The sequence below is a fragment of the Flammeovirga pacifica genome, assembly GCF_000807855.2.
In the GTDB taxonomy this organism is placed as follows: Bacteria; Bacteroidota; Bacteroidia; order Cytophagales; family Flammeovirgaceae; genus Flammeovirga; species Flammeovirga pacifica.
In genome coordinates, this window is the sequence record NZ_JRYR02000001.1 from 934,116 (window position 1) to 952,683 (window position 18,568).

Annotated in this window: 16 protein-coding genes; 4 read left to right on the plus strand and 12 right to left on the minus strand. The window is 30.4% G+C overall.

All coding sequences use genetic code 11. The features are described 5' to 3' along the window. Window positions 1–89 precede the first annotated feature (89 nt). Window positions 90–437 (plus strand): four helix bundle protein, encoded by a 348-nt coding sequence (locus tag NH26_RS03785; RefSeq protein WP_044225236.1) that lies wholly within the window; start codon window positions 90–92, stop codon window positions 435–437. Window positions 438–450: 13 nt separating this feature from the next. On the opposite strand, the gene hisS is transcribed toward NH26_RS03785, so the two are convergent. Then, entirely contained in the window at window positions 451–1,821 is a 1,371-nt protein-coding gene (gene hisS, locus NH26_RS03790; RefSeq protein ID WP_044225233.1) for a histidine--tRNA ligase, read from the minus strand. Window positions 1,822–2,165: 344 nt separating this feature from the next. Here hisS and NH26_RS03795 point away from each other — a divergent pair, with 344 nt between their 5' ends. Further along, on the plus strand, window positions 2,166–3,653 hold the full coding sequence (locus NH26_RS03795) for an acetyl-CoA hydrolase/transferase family protein (RefSeq protein WP_044225231.1): 1,488 nt from the start codon (window positions 2,166–2,168) through the stop codon (window positions 3,651–3,653). A gap of 122 nt (window positions 3,654–3,775) precedes the next feature. Here the strand turns inward: NH26_RS03795 and NH26_RS03800 are convergent, their stop codons facing one another. The 3 genes from NH26_RS03800 to NH26_RS03810 all read right to left on the minus strand — a co-directional run bounded on the left by NH26_RS03800 (window position 3,776) and on the right by NH26_RS03810 (window position 6,324). Beyond that, window positions 3,776–4,684 (minus strand): DUF58 domain-containing protein, encoded by a 909-nt coding sequence (locus NH26_RS03800; protein WP_044225228.1) that lies wholly within the window; start codon window positions 4,682–4,684, stop codon window positions 3,776–3,778. A gap of 106 nt (window positions 4,685–4,790) precedes the next feature. Next, window positions 4,791–5,576 carry a septal ring lytic transglycosylase RlpA family protein gene (locus NH26_RS03805; RefSeq protein WP_052432098.1) on the minus strand — a complete coding sequence of 262 codons (786 nt, stop codon included), beginning with the start codon at window positions 5,574–5,576 and terminating at the stop codon, window positions 4,791–4,793. Window positions 5,577–5,580: 4 nt separating this feature from the next. Then, the gene (locus tag NH26_RS03810; RefSeq protein ID WP_052432097.1) at window positions 5,581–6,324 is read right to left on the minus strand and encodes a septal ring lytic transglycosylase RlpA family protein; all 744 of its coding nucleotides are present in this window, start codon (window positions 6,322–6,324) and stop codon (window positions 5,581–5,583) included. A gap of 166 nt (window positions 6,325–6,490) precedes the next feature. Between NH26_RS03810 and NH26_RS03815 the strand changes: the two genes are divergently transcribed. Both NH26_RS03815 and NH26_RS03820 read left to right on the plus strand, forming a co-directional pair. After that, entirely contained in the window at window positions 6,491–6,811 is a 321-nt protein-coding gene (locus NH26_RS03815) for a DUF3276 family protein (RefSeq protein ID WP_044225225.1), read from the plus strand. 120 nt (window positions 6,812–6,931) lie between these two features. Next, the gene (locus tag NH26_RS03820; RefSeq protein ID WP_052432096.1) at window positions 6,932–8,110 is read left to right on the plus strand and encodes an AI-2E family transporter; all 1,179 of its coding nucleotides are present in this window, start codon (window positions 6,932–6,934) and stop codon (window positions 8,108–8,110) included. A 90-nt stretch (window positions 8,111–8,200) separates the two neighbouring features. On the opposite strand, the gene NH26_RS03825 is transcribed toward NH26_RS03820, so the two are convergent. The 8 genes from NH26_RS03825 to NH26_RS03860 form a co-directional block, all read right to left on the minus strand. Next, a complete protein-coding gene (locus NH26_RS03825) occupies window positions 8,201–9,403 on the minus strand; it encodes a leucine-rich repeat domain-containing protein (RefSeq protein WP_071397075.1) in 1,203 nt (400 codons plus the stop codon). Between the two features lie 161 nt (window positions 9,404–9,564). Next, on the minus strand, window positions 9,565–10,773 hold the full coding sequence (locus tag NH26_RS03830; RefSeq protein WP_139262841.1) for a leucine-rich repeat domain-containing protein: 1,209 nt from the start codon (window positions 10,771–10,773) through the stop codon (window positions 9,565–9,567). A 177-nt stretch (window positions 10,774–10,950) separates the two neighbouring features. Next, window positions 10,951–12,105 carry a leucine-rich repeat domain-containing protein gene (locus NH26_RS03835; RefSeq protein WP_139262844.1) on the minus strand — a complete coding sequence of 385 codons (1,155 nt, stop codon included), beginning with the start codon at window positions 12,103–12,105 and terminating at the stop codon, window positions 10,951–10,953. Window positions 12,106–12,136: 31 nt separating this feature from the next. Continuing rightward, window positions 12,137–16,207 (minus strand): LysM peptidoglycan-binding domain-containing protein, encoded by a 4,071-nt coding sequence (locus NH26_RS03840; protein WP_044229809.1) that lies wholly within the window; start codon window positions 16,205–16,207, stop codon window positions 12,137–12,139. Between the two features lie 187 nt (window positions 16,208–16,394). Next, on the minus strand, window positions 16,395–17,081 hold the full coding sequence (gene pssA, locus NH26_RS03845) for a CDP-diacylglycerol--serine O-phosphatidyltransferase (protein WP_044229807.1): 687 nt from the start codon (window positions 17,079–17,081) through the stop codon (window positions 16,395–16,397). Window positions 17,082–17,186: 105 nt separating this feature from the next. Beyond that, the gene (locus NH26_RS03850) at window positions 17,187–17,828 is read right to left on the minus strand and encodes an MBL fold metallo-hydrolase (RefSeq protein ID WP_044229805.1); all 642 of its coding nucleotides are present in this window, start codon (window positions 17,826–17,828) and stop codon (window positions 17,187–17,189) included. A 3-nt stretch (window positions 17,829–17,831) separates the two neighbouring features. Continuing rightward, entirely contained in the window at window positions 17,832–18,143 is a 312-nt protein-coding gene (locus tag NH26_RS03855; protein WP_044229803.1) for a nucleotidyltransferase family protein, read from the minus strand. Next, window positions 18,133–18,534: an HI0074 family nucleotidyltransferase substrate-binding subunit gene (locus NH26_RS03860; RefSeq protein WP_044229802.1), complete on the minus strand. Its 402-nt coding sequence runs from the start codon at window positions 18,532–18,534 to the stop codon at window positions 18,133–18,135. The genes NH26_RS03855 and NH26_RS03860 overlap by 11 nt, the downstream gene beginning before the upstream one ends. Between the last annotated feature and the right edge of the window lie 34 nt (window positions 18,535–18,568).

Consider the following 18,568-nt stretch of genomic DNA (forward strand, 5'->3'; position numbering starts at 1 on the left):
AAAAGTTAGCAGTTAGCAGTTAGTAGTTAGAAATTAGGAGTTTAATATGATTTTGTAGATATTGAAATTTTAACGATTCATTAATATATATGCTACAAAACAAATCTATTGACTTCGCTTCAAGAATAATCAAACTTTGTCAGTTTTTACAAAACGAAAAAAAAGAATTCGTTTTATCAAAACAAATATTACGGTCAGGAACATCTATAGGTGCAAATATTGCAGAATCAAAATATGCTGAAAGTCGTAGTGATTTTAAACATAAATTGATGATATCTTTAAAAGAAGCTAATGAAACTATTTATTGGCTAATTTTATTAAAAAAAGGCTTATATATTGATGAAAAACAATATATAAGCCTTTATAATGATGGAAATGAGATTAAGAAGATATTAATAAAAAGTACCAAGACATTAAAATCAACTCCTAACTCCTAATTCCTAACTCAAATTAGGACAGCTTCTCTACAATCTCTTCCCCACTCAACATCTCCTGTTCTCCAGTTTCCATATTCTTCAAAGAATATTTCCCTTGAGACATTTCATCTTCCCAAGCAAGAACAACATATTGGATATTTTTGCGGTTAGCAAAGTTCATTTGCTTTTTCATTTTCGCGTTATCAGGATATAGTTCGGCACTAATTCCTGCATTTCTAAGTTGCTGAAGAAGTGGTAATGAGTAATCTCTACCAGCATTGTCAAAGTTGGTTAACATTACTTTTGTAGTTTCAACAGCTGAATCTGGATATAGATTTAATTCTTCTAATACATCATAAATTCTATCTACACCAAATGAGAAACCTACTCCTGACATTCCTTGTAGACCAAATACTCCTGTAAGGTTATCATAACGACCTCCTCCTGAGATTGACCCCATATTTACATTATTTACCTTTACTTCGAAGATAGCTCCAGTATAATAAGAAAGACCTCTAGCAAGAGTAACATCAAATTCTACTTTATCTGTATTTACACCTAACTTTGAAGTGTAATTGAAAACTTCTTCTAATTCTTCAAGACCTTTAAGACCAATTTCTGAAGAGGCTAAAAACTCCTTCATTTTGGCAATTCTTTCTTGTGTAGAACCACTCATATCATAAATTGGAGCCAATTGATCAACAGCTTCTTGGGTAAACCCTCTTTGCTCTGTTAGCTCAAGGTTTACTTTTTCAACACCAATTTTATCTAATTTATCAATGGCAACACACAATTCAGATTCTTTACCATTCTCTCCAATAGCCTCTGCAATACCAGTTAAAACTTTTCTATTGTTTAATTTGATGGTATGATCAGTAACTTTCAAATTAGTTAAAGCCTCTCCCATCATGGCTAATATTTCAGCTTCACATAATAAAGATTCTGTTCCTATTACATCGGCATCACATTGATAAAACTCTCTATATCTTCCTCTTTGAGGTCGATCTGCTCTCCATACTGGCTGAACTTGATAACGTTTAAAAGGGAAAGAAAGATTACCATGGTTCATTACAACATATCTTGCAAAAGGAACCGTTAAATCATATCTCAAGCCTTTTTCAGAGATTTTAGGTAATACGTGCTTAGCACCTTTTTCAAGATCCTCTCCTTTTACCTTTTTTAAAAAATCTCCTGAATTGACCACCTTAAACAATAGTTGATCACCCTCATCACCATATTTACCAGTTAAAACTGATAGATTTTCCATGGTAGGAGTTTCTAAATTTTGAAAACCGTATTTTTTATATACTTCTTTAATAGTATCTAAAATATATGTTCTTTTGGCCATTTGTTCTGGACCAAAATCTCTAGTACCCTTTGGTACGGTCGGTTTCTGCTTTGCCATCTATATAAATATGAATTTCTTATTCTTTATAAAGTGCGCAATTTACATCATTTTTAAAGGAAAAAGAAAATAGAAATACGATGATAATCGTTATTTCGATCAATGTTTATGACAGACCTTAATAAAAATCATTAAATGTTTAATAATAGCTTACAATAATCACCATTTAGGATTATTTCAATGTCACCATTTTTAGTTTTTCATTCCAATATCTTTACATCAACAAAGGTAAGACAATACAATTTTTAGTATTCCTTTTCTTTTGTTATGAATAATAAAAATAGAATCTGAACTGATTTAGTTCAGAAATTGAATAAAAAATTATTACTAAAAAATCATAAGATATGCCATTTAAAGTTTTAACTCCAGAAGAAGCGGCGTCACATATTTTCCATGGTGCAACAGTAGCATTCAGTGGATTTACTCCTGCAGGTTCTCCAAAAGTTGTATCAAAAGCAATTGCTGATAAAGCAAAAAAAGAACAAGAAGCAGGTAGAGAATTTAAAATTGGTATGATTACGGGTGCCTCTACTGGTGATTCATTAGATGGTGAACTAGCAAGAGCTAACGCAGTTAAATTCCGTACTCCATATCAATCAAATAAAGATATGAGAGGTGCTATCAATAATGGTCATGTGGAATATTTCGATATGCACTTATCTGGATTAGCACAAGAAATGAGATATGGTTTCTTTGGTGCTATTGATGTAGCCATTATTGAAGCTGCAGATATTACTCCGAATGGTGAAGTTGTTCTTACTTCAGGAGTTGGTATTTCACCGACAGCTGCTAAATTGGCTAAAAAAGTGATTATTGAATTAAATAGTAATCACCCTAAATTTATCAAAGGGCTTCACGATATCTACCAACCATTAGACCCTCCTTACAGAAAATCTATTCCTGTTTACTCTCCTGATGCTAGAATTGGTGATCCGGTACTTAGAATTGATCCTTCAAAAATTATGGGTATTGTAGAAACTAATGCTCCTGATGAAGTTGGTGGTTTTGCTCCTGTTGATGAGGTAACTCAAAAAATTGGTGATAATGTAGCAGATTTCCTTGCTGGTGAATTGAAAAAAGGAACAATTCCTTCTGAATTTTTACCTATACAATCTGGAGTTGGTAATATTGCAAACGCAGTGTTAGGTTCATTGGGTAAAAACCCAGGTATCCCTCCTTTTAAAATGTATACCGAGGTAATTCAAGATGCGGTTGTTGAACTAATGAAAAATGGTGATATCACTTTTGCTTCTGGATGTTCGTTAACAGTATCTCCTGAAGTTCTTAAAAACGATATTTACGGAAACTTTGATTTCTTTAAAGATAAATTAGTTTTACGTCCTCAAGAGATTTCAAATAACCCTGAAATTGTTAGACAACTAGGTTTAATTACAATTAATACTGCTATTGAGGCTGATATCTTTGGTAATATCAACAGTACACACGTTTTAGGTACTAAAATGATGAACGGTATTGGTGGATCGGGTGACTTTACTCGTAACTCTTTCTTATCAATATTTACTTGTCCTTCAGTAGCAAAAGGTGGTAGTATTAGTGCAATTGTACCAATGGTTTCTCATGAGGATCACTCTGAACACTCTGTAAAAGTAATTATTACAGAACAAGGTGTTGCAGATTTAAGAGGTAAATCACCACGTCAACGTGCTGAAGCAATTATTGAGAATTGTGTTCACCCTGATTACAAAGAAACATTAAGAGATTACTTAATGGTCACTTCTGGACATCCACAAACACCTCAAGCTTTGGATAAAGTATTTAATATGCACTCAGAATTTTTAACTTCTGGCGACATGAGAAATACTAAATGGTAATTATTCCATTTAAAATGATAAAAAAGGAGATTAATTAAATTTAATCCTTATCATAAAATAAAGGAGGTTGAATCATTTAAAAATGAAGCAACCTCCTTTGTTATTTTATAAAAAATGATCAACTATTTCATTCTACTTCTCTTAATCAAAAATGGTAATATCACTTGATCTAATTCTTTTTTTGAATCAACCTCGATATAATCAATTTTGTATTGCCCACATTTCACATTGAGGTCATGATAAATTTCAGAAATCTTCTTGTTATAGTTTTCTCTAATTTGAGAAGGACGAAGTTTTTCTTTTTGACCTGTTTCCACATCAACAAAGACCATAGGTTTTTCAGGGAAATCCAATTGAAGTTCTGTTTCATGGTCTGCTACATGAAATAAGACTACCTCATGATTATTGTGTTTTAGATGTTGTAAGGCAGCAAAAATCTCTTCTTGATTCCCCATCTGCCCCATCATATCACTAAATATAATTACGAGAGAACGTTTATGTATGGTCTCTGCTACTTGATGTAAAACTTTAGCAATATGAGTCTCTTTTTGAGGAGGAGGTTTTTCCAACATCTGTTGCAATTTCAAAAAGATTTGATGTAAGTGCGTTTTAGTAGACTTTACCTGAGTTATCTCTTCAATATCATCAGAGAAAGTACACAATCCAACAGCATCTCTTTGTCTTTGTAACATATAACCTAGTGATGCAGCGGCCATTGTACTAAAAGCCATCTTATCATAGGTTTTATCAGGATAGTACATCGAAGGAGAGCGATCTAAAATGATCATTGCTCTTAAATTTGTTTCTTCTTCGTACCTTTTTGTAAATAATTTATCCGTACGTGCATAGACCTTCCAATCAATATGTCGTGTACTTTCACCAGGATTATATAAATTATGTTCCGCAAACTCTACAGAAAAACCATGATAAGGAGATTTATGGAGACCAGTGATAAAACCTTCAACCATCTGCTTGGCCAATAGTTCTATATTACCGTATTGTCTTATAGTATCAAATGAAATCTCCTGCATAGTTCCTAAGTGATTTTTAATTAAACTTTCATTTATATGAAGTGGATCTAACTAATATAATGAAATTAAGTTTCAAGTATCAACTTTCTTCTAACTTCTTATTAAGTTAAATATGTTTCTTAACGAAAGCTCCCTTATATCCTTTAGATCTTACTTTAGAAGTAACCTTTCTTGCATCATTTTCTGAAAGATCACCATATATAAGGCGGTAGACATGTTTACTATTACTCCACCCAGACTGAATAAAGATGGTAGATAAACCTTTTTTATTTGCCTTTTTTCCTGCACTAATAGCTTTTTTTACATCAGAATAAGAAGCCATTTGAACTCCATAACCATTTTTAAGTACTTTGGGTGTACCCCATATACTATAAGTACCTGGAGGAGCAAAATCACCTTTATTTGCTGTAGATGTTTGTCTATTTGGTTTTTCTTTTGGAGTTTTCTCTTTTATATGATCATGATGAGTAATTGTATCATCACCCCCACCACTTGTACCAATTTTCACCTTAGTGCCTTGGCCATTTATATAAAGTACTTCAATTTTGACATTACCAATACCATCTTTTACCATATCAATTTTTGCAGCAGAAGCTTTAGACAAATCGATAATTCGGTGTGCTTTAAAAGGACCTCTATCGTTAACACGTACAACCACCCACTTATTATTTTTTAGGTTGGTCACCTTTAAATATGTATCAAAAGGCAATTCTCTATGTGCACATGTATATCCATACATATTAAAACGCTCTCCATTGGCTGTTTTTTTACCATGAAATTTATTAGCGTAATAGGAAGCCTGACCTTGTTTCGTATCACCTACTTTCTTCTGTGCGTAAATTATTGACGATACAAAAACGAGTATAAGCAGTAATATTTTTTTTTTGTTCATTTGTCTAATTGAAAAGTTTTTTAATATCAGCGGTAATTGAAATATGATGGATCATTTGATATAATAATTGAGCCTCTTCTTTAGATGAAAATTCACCTACTAAGACTCTAAATTCTTTTTCTCCATTCTTCCAACCTGTTTGAATAAGAATATCTTCAAAATTGTAGGCTGATTTTAATAATTCTGATTGCTGAATAGCTTCATTTATTGTGGAGAATGATTTAAACATTACACCAAAGCCTTGCTGTGTATATTGATTACCATTTAAATAATACGTTCCTGTTTTCGTGAAAAGGTTAACATTAATATCTACAGTCGTGTCTTTTTGATTTAACTGTTTCTGTGATGCTTCTTTCTTTTTGCGTAAAGTCTCAGGTGTATCCATCAAAGTAACTTCCACATGAGCATCTGTCAAACCAATGATATCCAATTTTTGAGCCGCTTTTAATGTAACATCAAGAATTCTTTGATTTGTATAAGGGCGATCAATAATTTTTAGTAGAACAGTTTTGCCATTATCAATATTCCTCACCTTTACTATACTTCCAAAAGGAAAATATTTGTGGGCTCCTGCTAAGGCATTTTTATCATATTTATAACCTCCTGCTGTAATTTTACCATCTCTATCATCTGGATAATAAGAGGCTTTTCCTATTTGTGAATAACCAATTTTTGTAATATTCTGTGCATTAGAGAGCACACCAAAATGAAGGACAGTTAGTAAAAAAAATAAAAATTTGTTTGTCATACTGGGTATATGAATTTTAAACAGAAATACAATATACGACAAAATTCATGTAATCTTGAAATTTGAAAATAAAGTGTAAAAAAAATGCATTTTTTTCTAAAAAGCCTTGGATATTTTAAATGATATATAAAAATTACAAAGTAATTGTAACTAAAAGATTAGGATTGTGGAAGAGAGAAGAGAAGAAATCTTTTCAAGAAAAGTTCGTGCTGGCAAACGCACTTACTTTTTCGATGTTAAGGCAACGCGTTCAAACGATTATTACTTAACTATTACAGAAAGTAAAAAACGTTTTAAAGATGATCAACCTGTATTTGAAAAACATAAGATTTTCTTATACAAGGAAGACTTTGACAAATTCGTTGATGCCCTTGGAGAATGTGTAGATAAGGTCAAAAATGATCTTTTGTCTGATTATGACTTCGAGGAAAATAACTACGATAAAAAATACAAAAGCGAACCTTTAGACAACGATTTATCGTACTAGTCAAAAATCTTTAATTAGTAAGGCTCCTGTTTTTATTTAAGCGGGAGCCTTTCTATATTTATATAAATGATGTAAATTCATTCTTCAAACTTATCCCATTCTATCTAAATTTTTTAATTAGTGTCAGAAAACAATAAGTCATCCTTAAAAGAAGTTGCCGCTGTTGCGAAATATTTTAGATCGTTTACTAATTTAATATTAATCGGTCTTGGTATCTTCATTTTATCTTGGCTTTCGGTACAGCTTCAAGATGTATTAGCCTATTTAGTGATATCACTGATTATATCATCTATATTACAAACGCCTACAAATTATCTCTCTAATATTCATTTTGTAGGATACCGATTTCCCAGACCTGTTGCAGTAATTTGTTCATTCATTCTATTATTCTCCATTATCAGTTTGTTTGTCTTTTTATTCTATCCTTTGATTAAAAGTCAGATAAGCGTTTTATCAGAAAAAAATCCAACAGAACTTGTATCAGTTATAGAAGGACCTATTATTGGTTTTGAAAACCTGATAAGAGAGTATGTTACTCCAGAGGCAGAGGAAGGGTTTCTGCTTACTCAAGTGTTAGACAATGCAAATAGTTTAGTAAAAAGTGATAGTATTAAAAATGTTATCAATGGACTTATCTCATTAACAGGTAACTTCTTTGTAGGTATAATGGCGGTACTTTTTATTACCTTCTTTTTCTTAAACGACCCTACTCTATTCAGACGTCAAATTATTACTTTAATTCCGAATAAATATTTTGAAGTTTCTATTTCTGCATTAATTAAAACTGAGAAACTTTTATCTAGTTACTTATTGGGTTTATTCTTACAAATGTTAAGTATCTTTTCTATTGCCACTATTGGTTTAAAAATAGCAGATGTAGAATACGCTATCACAATTGCAGTATTTGCTGCTGTTGCTAACTTAATACCCTACTTGGGCCCATTCTTAGGATTTACATTTGGCATGATGGTAGGTGTGTTAACAGATTCCTCGTTAGTAGAGGTATCTGATTATATTTTCTTGGGTGCCAAAATTCTTACCGTCTTCGGGATTGTACAAGTAGTTGACAATATTGCTGTTCAGCCTATCATTTTCTCTCGAAGTGTCAAAGTCCACCCTCTTGCAATCTTCCTTGCAGTTTTTATCGGTTCAGCTTTAGGTGGTGTTGTCGGAATGGTATTCGCTATTCCAACACTTACAATATTGAAAGTAGGCATGGAAGAATTTATGTATGGATACAAAAGATATCAGATCTTTAGTAAGAATAAAGGAAACGCATTGATGAAAAGTGAAGAGTAATTTTTCGTCTCCTTACCCACGACTGAAGTCCTGGTTTTCTGATGGTTGTATCCTTACACGACTAAAGTCGTGATAGAATAAAATCCTTGTTTATTCTTCGATCGGATTCCCACCCAATGCTATATCAAATTGTTTTTGCCCCCGAACAAATTGAGGATATTTCCTAATCTTATTGTTCTCTAAATTAATATGATGTAATTCAGGTAATTCCATAATTCCTTTTGGTACTACTTCAATATTACCATTGATAATCACACAAAAGCCTAAGCTTTTCATATTTTTAATTCCATTGATACTATGAAATTCGTGACCGTCAATCCATAAATCATGACAATCTGTTTTAAAGAAGTTTTTAGGTAGATTTTTCCAATTGGCATCTATAACTTGTATAGAATTGATGTACATGCCTGGGGGGAAATAATTAAAATTTGGACATTCATCTAAGATGATTTTTCCAATTGAATTAGAATTGGTTAAAACTTTTGGAAGTGATTTTAAAGAGTCACAGCCATGCAAATTAAGATATAGCTGCTGTTCTGGAATGTTTCGAAATAACTGATCAGGAAAACTTCTTATATTACAATTAATAAAATTCAGATTGGTTAAACTATCGAAATCCCCAATATAGGTTGGAATATTGTTTGATAAACAATCATTAAATGATAAATATTTAAGACCACTTAAATATTTAAAATTATTGAAATTATTAAATGAACCTCCAAATGCTTTTAGATTATGTAATTCAGTAATCTCTTTTGGTATGTCATTATGTTGGTTTACATATAGTTGTGAAAGTGTCTTTAATCTAAAAACTTCGATTGGAATACGTATAACTTTAGTTTTACTGAAATTTAAAGTTTGTAAATATTTTAAATCAAAAATTTCAATCGGAAGTTTGCTTACATTTGTACCCTTAAAAACTAATTTCTTTAAATTTTTGAATCTATTGATACTTGATGGAATTAGCTTCAAAGGAGCGTTATAAATTATAATTGATTCTAAATTTTCATTAACTATATTATCAAAATTCAATTCTTTTAGTTTTGTTTTTTCAAACTCAATTTTTTTTAAATATTTGAAAGCTTTTATTTCATCAGGAATTTTATCTATAATAGAATTTGAGAAATAAATTTCAATAATATGTGAATTATCATTATTGTAAACAAAATCAACATTATTATAATTATTCTTTAATATAGTTTTTGCTTCTGATTCAGTTAATGTTTGACATGAAATCATTGTTATAAATATTAATAATGTCGCTCCTATTTTAATTAAATACAAAGTATTCATAAATTTTAAATTCAATAAAAAGTGGAAATAATATCTAGACAGCCTCGCATTCAACCCTTTAAAATCTCATATTTGTTTACCCCCTTACCCACGACTGAAGTCATGGGTTTTTGAGGTAGTATCCTAACACGACTGAAGTCGTGATAGAATAAATTCCTTGTTTATTCTTCGATTGGATTCCCTCCCAATGCTATATCAAATTGTTTCTGTCTTTGAACAAATTGAGGATATTTCCTAATCTTATTGTTCTCTAAATTAATATGATGTAATTCAGGTAATTCCATAATTCCTTTTGGTACTACTTCAATATTACCATTGATAATCACACAAAAGCCTAAGCTTTTCATATTTTTAATTCCATTGATACTATGAAATTTGTGACCGTCAATCCATAATCTATGGCAATCTGTTTTGAAGAAGTTTTTAGGTAGATTTTTCCAATTGGCATCGATAACTCGAATAGAATTGATGTACATACCCGGTGGGAAATAATTGAAATTTGGACATTCATCTAAGATAATTTTTCCAATTGAATTAGAATTGGTTAAAACTTTTGGAAGTGATTTCAAGGATTTACAACCAAATAAATCAAGATATAGCTGTTGTTCATCAAGGGTTTCAAATAATGTTGATGGAAGATTTCTTATGTTTTTACAATTCCTAAAACTTATATATGATATCTCTTTAAAATTGTGAAAATCATTAGGAATAGATTTGAAAGTACTTCCTTCAAAAACTATTGTATTAATATTTTTTAAAAGATGAATATTTGATAAAGAATCAAATGTACCTCCAAACATTCTTAGATGTTTTAAATTATTAAGCTTGATTGGAATATCCTGACAATAATTAAGGTGTAATTTCTTTAACGAATCTATTGAGAATATTTGTTCAGGTATTTCATTTATTTTAGTATTAAAAAACCGTAGATCCTCTAATCTTTTATTATTAAGTAATTCATCAGGTAATTCTTTTATATTGGTATTATTAATATTCAGACTTATCAAAGAAGTGTAATCTTCAAAAGAAATATCTAATTGTTCAATAGGATTATCCGAAATATCAATAACTTTAATATTTTTAGCTTCGAAAAAATCATCATTAAACTCTTTTAGGGAGCAATTATTAATGTATATTTCTTCAAGGTTTTCAAAGTATTTAATTTCATAAGGAATTTTTTTCAACTCATTAAGTTCCCAAAATCTTACTCTAACTACCTTTTTATTTTTATTAGTTTTATAAGTAAAGTTTCCGTAATATTTATCATGAAGTGTTTCAATTACTTGCTTTTCATCGGTTTGATTACAATTAATCATAATAAATAATATTACTGTTAAAAGAATTGTTCTAATTATATATAAAGTGTTCATAGATTTTAAATTCTAGATAATCTCTTTTATACTACCCTAGTAATTCTCACACAGCCTCTCAATCACCCCTTCAATATCCGCTTTTTGTTTGCCCCCTTACCCACGACTGAAGTCATGGTTTTTTGAAATAGTACGTATCTTAACACAACTGAAGTCGTGATAGAATAAAATCCTTGTTTATTCTTCGATCGGATTCCCTCCCAATGCTATATCAAATTGCTTCTGTCTTTGAACAAATTGAGGATATTTCCTAATCTTATTGTTCTCTAAATTAATATGATGTAATTCAGGTAATTCCATAATTCCTTTTGGTACTACTTCAATATTACCATTGATAATCACACAAAAGCCTAAGCTTTTCATATTTTTAATTCCATTGATACTATGAAATTCGTGACCGTCAATCCATAAATCATGACAATCTGTTTTAAAGAAGTTTTTGGGTAGATTTTTCCAATTGGCATCGATTACACGTATGGAATTGATGTACATTCCCGGTGGGAAATAATTAAAATTTGGACACCTATCTAATGTAATAGATCCTATTTGATTTGAATTAATTAAAGATTTTGGAAGAGATTTAAAATTATCACAACCTACTAGATCAAGATCAAGTTGTTGCTCTTCTAATGATTTAAAAATAGATGAAGGCAAAGTTTTTAAATTTTTACAATTCCTGAAACTTAAAAAAAGAATATCATTAAAATTATCTAATGTATCAGGAACTACAGAAAAGTCACTATCATCAAAAATTAATATTTGCATATTCTTTAATAGTTGAACATTAGATAAAGAATCAAACTTACCCCCAAACATTATTAGCTTTTTGAGCTTATCAAGCTTGATTGGAATATCTTTAGAATAATTAAGGTGTAATCTCTTTAATGAATCTATTGAGAATATTTCTTCTGGAATCTCATTTATTTTAGTATTAAAAAAACGAAGTTCCTCCAAACCTTTATTTTTAAGTAATTCATCTGGTAACTCTTTTAAATTGGTATTATTAATATTCAGACTTATCAAAGACGTGTAATCTTCAAAAGAAACATCTAATTGTTCAATAGGATTATCCGAAATATCAATTACTTTGATATTTTCAGCTTCAAAAAAATCATCATTAAACTCTTTTAGGGAGCAATTATTTATATGTATACCTTCTATAAATTTAAATGATGCTATTTCTTCTGGGATTTTGTTTAAGTTTTCTAAATCCCAGAATAAAACATGTGTTAGTTGTTTATTATGATTTAATTTAAAAGAAAAATGTCCTCTGTATTTTTCTCTTAATTTATCTAATATTTCTTTTTCGTTTGTTTGTTTACAGTTAACCATAAGAATTAAAAGAACTAAATGGAAAAAAGATCTAATTATATACGAAGTATTCATAAACTTTAAATTCAATAAATAATGGGAATAAAACATCTAATTCAAAAAAATCGATTGTTGATTTATTATTGATCATTAGATTCATAAAATTTGAAATTTTATCATTTTGAGAAGTACTATTTGTTTTCATAAATCTTATTATCATCCTAAGATCCCCAAAATAATATCTACACTGTCTAGCATTCAACCCTTCTATATTCCCCTCAATATCCACCCATCGGTAATTTTTTACCTTAGGATCATTAGCATAATTTACTAGAACCTCTCTTAAATGAGTGGAGAAATTTTGGATTGTTTGTTCATACTCATTATTGAAAAACTGGTTTTTAAAACTATTCCATTTTTTTGAAGTTCGTTCTTGAAAAAGGTGTTTGATTTTTAGGAAAGAGGGATCTGTTTGATACGATTTTAATAGATCTGTGATGGTAGGGATATCGCCATGTTTTATGTTTATTTTGGGATTTTCTCTTTTGATCTTTTTAATCAACTTTTTAAAGTAGGTTTTATACTCTCCTGATAATTCAATTCCTTCAGCGTCAATTTCCATCAGTTCATTAGAATTGATGCCTTTATATACTTCTAATATTCGATGGAAAGGATTATCACCAAGGAACTCGAATAATTTTAATTCAGTCCCTATTTTTGATTCGGTATTTATTCCTCTTAGTCGCTTAAATAATTTACGTGCATTACCACTTAAATTATTCCATGATTTGGTTGAGAAGTCATTTTTTGAATCTAATTGAAGTCCTCCAACAAAAGATCCTACCCAATTTTCTAGCAGAAATTTCCCCGGTTTTTTTATAAAAGTTACAGTCAGTGCTAATTCTGGAAGTCCTTTGAACTTAAGTTTTGAGTCACCATTACTTGTTAATGTTGATAGGTTATTATCTTTGAAAAGTTGATGAATCATTGCTTGAAGTAAGGCTGAACTAGAAAATGCTTTTACTAGATCAAATTTTTCTATGTCCCTTAATACTTTAAAGAAGAGATATAATTCAGCGGTTGAGAATCCAATAAGCTTTTCATACATTTCTCTTGTTAATGGTATTTCTAATCTCAGTTTTACTTTTTCAGAATTCCCATTTCCAGATATTTTCTTTTGTATGTTGATGTAATCCGCTAAAACTTTTATGCCTTTTACATTAAGCTTTCCTAAAATTCCATAGCTTTCTTCATCAATTTCTGATGCATTATGATGTAACTTTTTGAAATACTCATTCTTGGCATAGTACGAATCATAGTCTTCAATTGATCTATCTGTTATGCCATTTACTTGATAATATTTGACTCTTGTTGAGGTTAAACGACCATCAAAGCCAACTTCTTTAGGTTCGTTATTTACATTAACATCAAAAGTAGTATCTACTTTATGTTTGCTTATGTAACCTTTTCTCAATTGCTTTAAATGTTCTTTTTTCTCTTTGAGGTTATCGAAGAATGATTCATTATTAGTGAAAATGATATACGCACGTTGTAGAAAGGCAAAGAAATGTTCATAAGAAGTGTAGATACCATTGAGTTCTCTAAAGATATCCATAGGAATTGTAGCACTGCCCTTTGCTTTTGTACTAATTTGACCATTATCTAAACCTAGGCTAATTGATGGAGATACATTTAAATTAACCTCTAAAGATTCATTTACTGTCTTAGATATCAAAGCTGAGGTATTCAATCCAAAAGCAATATTGATATTCGCATAAATTCTTCCTTCTATTTCAATAGCCAGATTAAAATTTATGGATATTAAACTGAAGTTATCAAATGATAATATTTCGTTTACTTTTTCGAATATATTATCCCCTTTTTGGATTTTGATGGGTCGACTCAACCAAAAACTTTCTATTTTCTCAACTCTCTCCCATTGTAAATCACTTTCCACAGTTTGTTTATAGAATTGCTCTCCAATCTTAGGTGTAAAATGTTGTGGTAAATAAATATAGCTCCCCGATTGAAGTTGTATTTCCTTTCCGAATGCTGTTTGAAAATAACCTGTTTTAAGATCTAAATTAGACCAAGAGTTTGCTTCAAGTAAATCCTTTACTGAAAGCCGTAATCTACTGCATATTGTCTCTAAAGTATCTCCATCCGCTACTAAATACCGATAACGGATCTCATTAAAATGTTCACAATCTGTTTTGAACATAAATATATCACCTCTTGCAGTTCCAATTTCTCTATTCTTAACTTCCTCTTCTATTTCAATTAAATTCTTTGAAACTCCACCAAGACTTATATCATTCACCCATTGATGCATCAAATGTTCAGGTATTAACTCATGAACCTCTTTAAAAATACCACAGAAATGTAGATCTTTTTTGAAATCTGAACCATACTTTTGATAATGAAATAATATGTTTTCCCAATTAAAATAATTCAATTCGGTCTGAAGGATATATTGCTGTATGTCCCTTATACATTCGTTCTTAAGATGAATTAATTTTTGAGGGTAACTATGGTCTACTTGACCTTTTTTTCTTGATGATGATATTTTATTTAATTCCTCAACTCTACATTTGATATCAGAAAGTGCTACATATAAAAACTCTGCTATCTTTATTTCATCCAAATCTTTTCCATCCGTTTCTGATGAAGCTAATTTATGAGCAATTGCAAAGCTAGACTTCTCTAGATTTTGATTTAATGACTGCCAAAGCTCAATTTTATATCGATTGTAATAAACTTGTTTTAATTTTTCTATACTCGGCGGATGCCCTTCTATTTTATCAAAAGAAATATTACTAATCGATGTACGTCCAAACCCTAAGTAATTGATGAAATTAGTTTCCAAACCTTTCCAATCCAACGGAAGATATTCATGTAGTTTATCTAACAAACTTAGGCAGTTATAATAGGATTCTATCAGACTATCTTTATTTAGTTCCTTATATATTTGATCTGCCAATTGATTGTAATCAATCGTTCGGGGTTGACTGTAGATAAAGTCTTCTTTCTTCTTAAATGCTGTTTGATAAATTTGATCGTACTCTCCTTCCTCTAAAACATCATTTAATATTTCCTTCACCTCCGGAAAAGTATACTGAATTGAAATAGAGGTACGTGATAAAAAAGGTGGATAAGTGTAATTGAACGTGGGGTTATTCATCACCACCTCTCCAAATTCATTTCTAAATAATTCTTGTTTTTTTACATGATCTTTGATTTGAGTATCAATAAGAGCACAGATTTCTAAATCTAAGAACCATTTGGGGGTCTTAGACTCGTGTTGAAATTCTACCAGTTTAAAAGTACTTGATGCAAAATCTTCCGTATTAATATCTGCTGATAATACATATTGGTGGATATCAACTATTTTAGGAGTAACTCTACGTAGTTCTGAGATATGTTTTTGAGGTAATGTCCATAAAATATTTTCCTCATATATCATACTTAGTGGAGTTATCGCTTCATACAAGCTGATATCATATTTTTCCTGATAGACTTTATTTATATACTCTACTTTTTGAGGATTCAATTGTAATTCCTCCAATAAAAAATTCTGTAATTTTTGAAATTGTAAGGAATTAGCATGATTACTATTTCTTGTAGGGTTGCTTGTAACTTTTTCTATTAAATCATGAATTATAGAACACATAAATTCAACATCATCATTACTTTGAAAAGTTTGAGTTGTATTATCAGCAAATAGATAACTTAAGATTTTTCGATTACGATGTGATAGTCTTTGGAATGATAATAAAGGAAGAAATTCAATATGTTGCTCAATACCAATTTTTAATATCAAATTAGCATATTGATGAATGATTTTCAAAGCTTTTTCATCTGAGAATATTGTCGTTTTATATGAGATACAACTCAATATCAATTCCTCTAATTCTATTATACTTTGATATAAATCTGGATTTATTGTAGCACGAGAATTCTCATCTACCTTTTGAGTAGTGATAAGTTTTTGGATATACTCTCCTAATATTTTATACTCTTGAGTGGTATAATTAGGAGTTTCTGAGAATGTAATAGTTGTAGAACTTTTGGTTTTATCACCCCACTTTCGAGATGGTGTTTGCTTCCGTTGTACTAGTTGCATTTGTAGGTAGTAGTTCTGAGAGATGTTAAGCTTTGTGCAATGTTAGTTATAATTGTAAATAAATGCAAATAAGATTATATGCTTTTTTTCTTCTTACTCACTACTGAAGTCATGGGTTTTTGCTTTAGTATTCTAACACGACTTCAGTCGTGTTAGAATTTATGTGGTTTCACAAGTTTTAGTGGCTTTATTTCTGTGATTTGGAACGAAATACGATAGACACTAATATTTGCATTAACACCACCAATGGCAATGCTGCTACTCTAAATATCGCCAATAAAACAATACTTGAGAGGATCAAAATATATCTAGCTTCGTTTCCTGTCCAACCAAAATTTTTGAACTTTAGTGAGACCAAAGGAATTTCAGCATTCATTAGATAAGATAAAACTAGAGTCAGTCCGACTAAAACATAAACATTCGATACATAAGCATCATATTGAGGATACCATTGCATAATTAAAGGTAACGACCCAATAATGATAGCCGTTGCTGGTGTAGGTACACCAATAAAACCATCAGACTGTCTTTCATCTACATTGAAATTAGCTAACCTGATGGCAGAAAAAGCGGCTAAAAGGAATGCTAAATAAGGTAAATAAAAATGTACATCGGTATACATCAATAAATGATACATGATGACAGAAGGCAACACTCCAAATGTTACCATATCAGCTAAAGAATCTAATTCTTTACCCACTGGAGAGGATACTTTGAGCATTCTTGCTGCAAATCCATCAAAAAAATCGAACCCTGCTCCTATAAGGATCATCAAGGCTCCATTCACTAAATTCCCTTCAAAACAAAAGGAAATACCAATACACCCTGAAATTAAATTCCCACAAGTGATGGCATTAGGTATATGCTTTTTCAAATTATTATAATTATACGACTTGATAAATCACGGACAAACACTTTACAGTAAATTCCTTCTCTATCTATATCTTCTATAACCCATGAATTAATTCATAGGTTAAAACTAACCTCTTACAAAAGGATTACTCCTTTTCTCATCACCAATTGTTGTAAATGGACCATGACCAGGATAAACTCTTGTTTGATTAGGTAATTGATACATCACATTAGCTATATTATCTAAAAGTGTTTGATGATCTCCTCCAGGTAAATCTGTTCTACCAATAGAACCTTTAAAGAGCACATCTCCTCCTAATGCAAAATCGTCTTCTTTAGAGTAAAAAACTAAATGTCCTGGTGAGTGTCCTGGTACATATAAAATCTCCAAAGTTGAATCTCCAAAGGTAATTGTACCTTCGTTTTCTAATAACTCATCAGCGCACGATTCTATAAAACCAGGTATACCATATCTAGCACATGAATCTTTACCAGAAGCAAGTGTTTCTACTTCTCCTTTTGGTATATATAATTTCACACCAAATGTATCCTGACAAAATTTATTACCAAATACATGATCCAAATGACAATGGGTATTGATAATTTTAACCACATTCAATTCATTTGACTCAATAAAAGATTTTAATTGTTCCTGCTCTGAAGCATCATAGCATCCAGGGTCTACAATAACGGCATCTTTAGTTTCATCCCAAATTAAGTACGAATTTTCTTGAAATGGGTTAAATGTGAAAGTTTGTATTTGTATCATATTCTATTTTTTATAAATCTCTATTCCTTTTGTATAAATATGTGACCTTAAGTCTTCATTCTTTAATGTATTCATCGCTACAATATCGAAAAAATAAGGCATTGGTGATTCATCTTCTAGGGCTGCATGTAGAGTGGCTACGTCTGTAAAATTCACCTTTTCTCCTACAATTGCTATATCAATATCAGAACCCTGTTTATAATTCCCCATTGCTCTAGAACCAAAAATATATGCTTTGGTTATGTGATCATATTTTTCTAATGTTTTAATGATATAATTAATATCTTCTATTCTTAGCCCAAATTTATTGTTCATTTTCAAAGAATTTAATTAAGTCTCTAAGAAGAAGAATATATTCTTTTTCTATTAGGTGAATTGCTTCTAGAGATAGGTCTTCATCATAAGTATGTGCCATTAAATTACGTTTATTCAAAGCATCAATCCATTGATGTCCCTCCTTAATAACACTAATTTGATAAGCTTGCTGTATTGTAGCCCTTGGAGACTTTACTTCATACCCTTCCGATTCTAAATAATCTTTCAGTGTTTTCCATGACAATTCAAAAGTCATTTCAAAAAATTGAATAATTCCAGCTCTAATGATTTCATCTGAATGGTCTCTTTTTAATGCTACCTCTAGTTTATTGAATGATTTTGATAAATCTTGAAATCTTTCTCTCCATCTTAATTCTTTAAAATTATCCATTCTTATTAATTTAAACTTTTGTATACAAGACCAA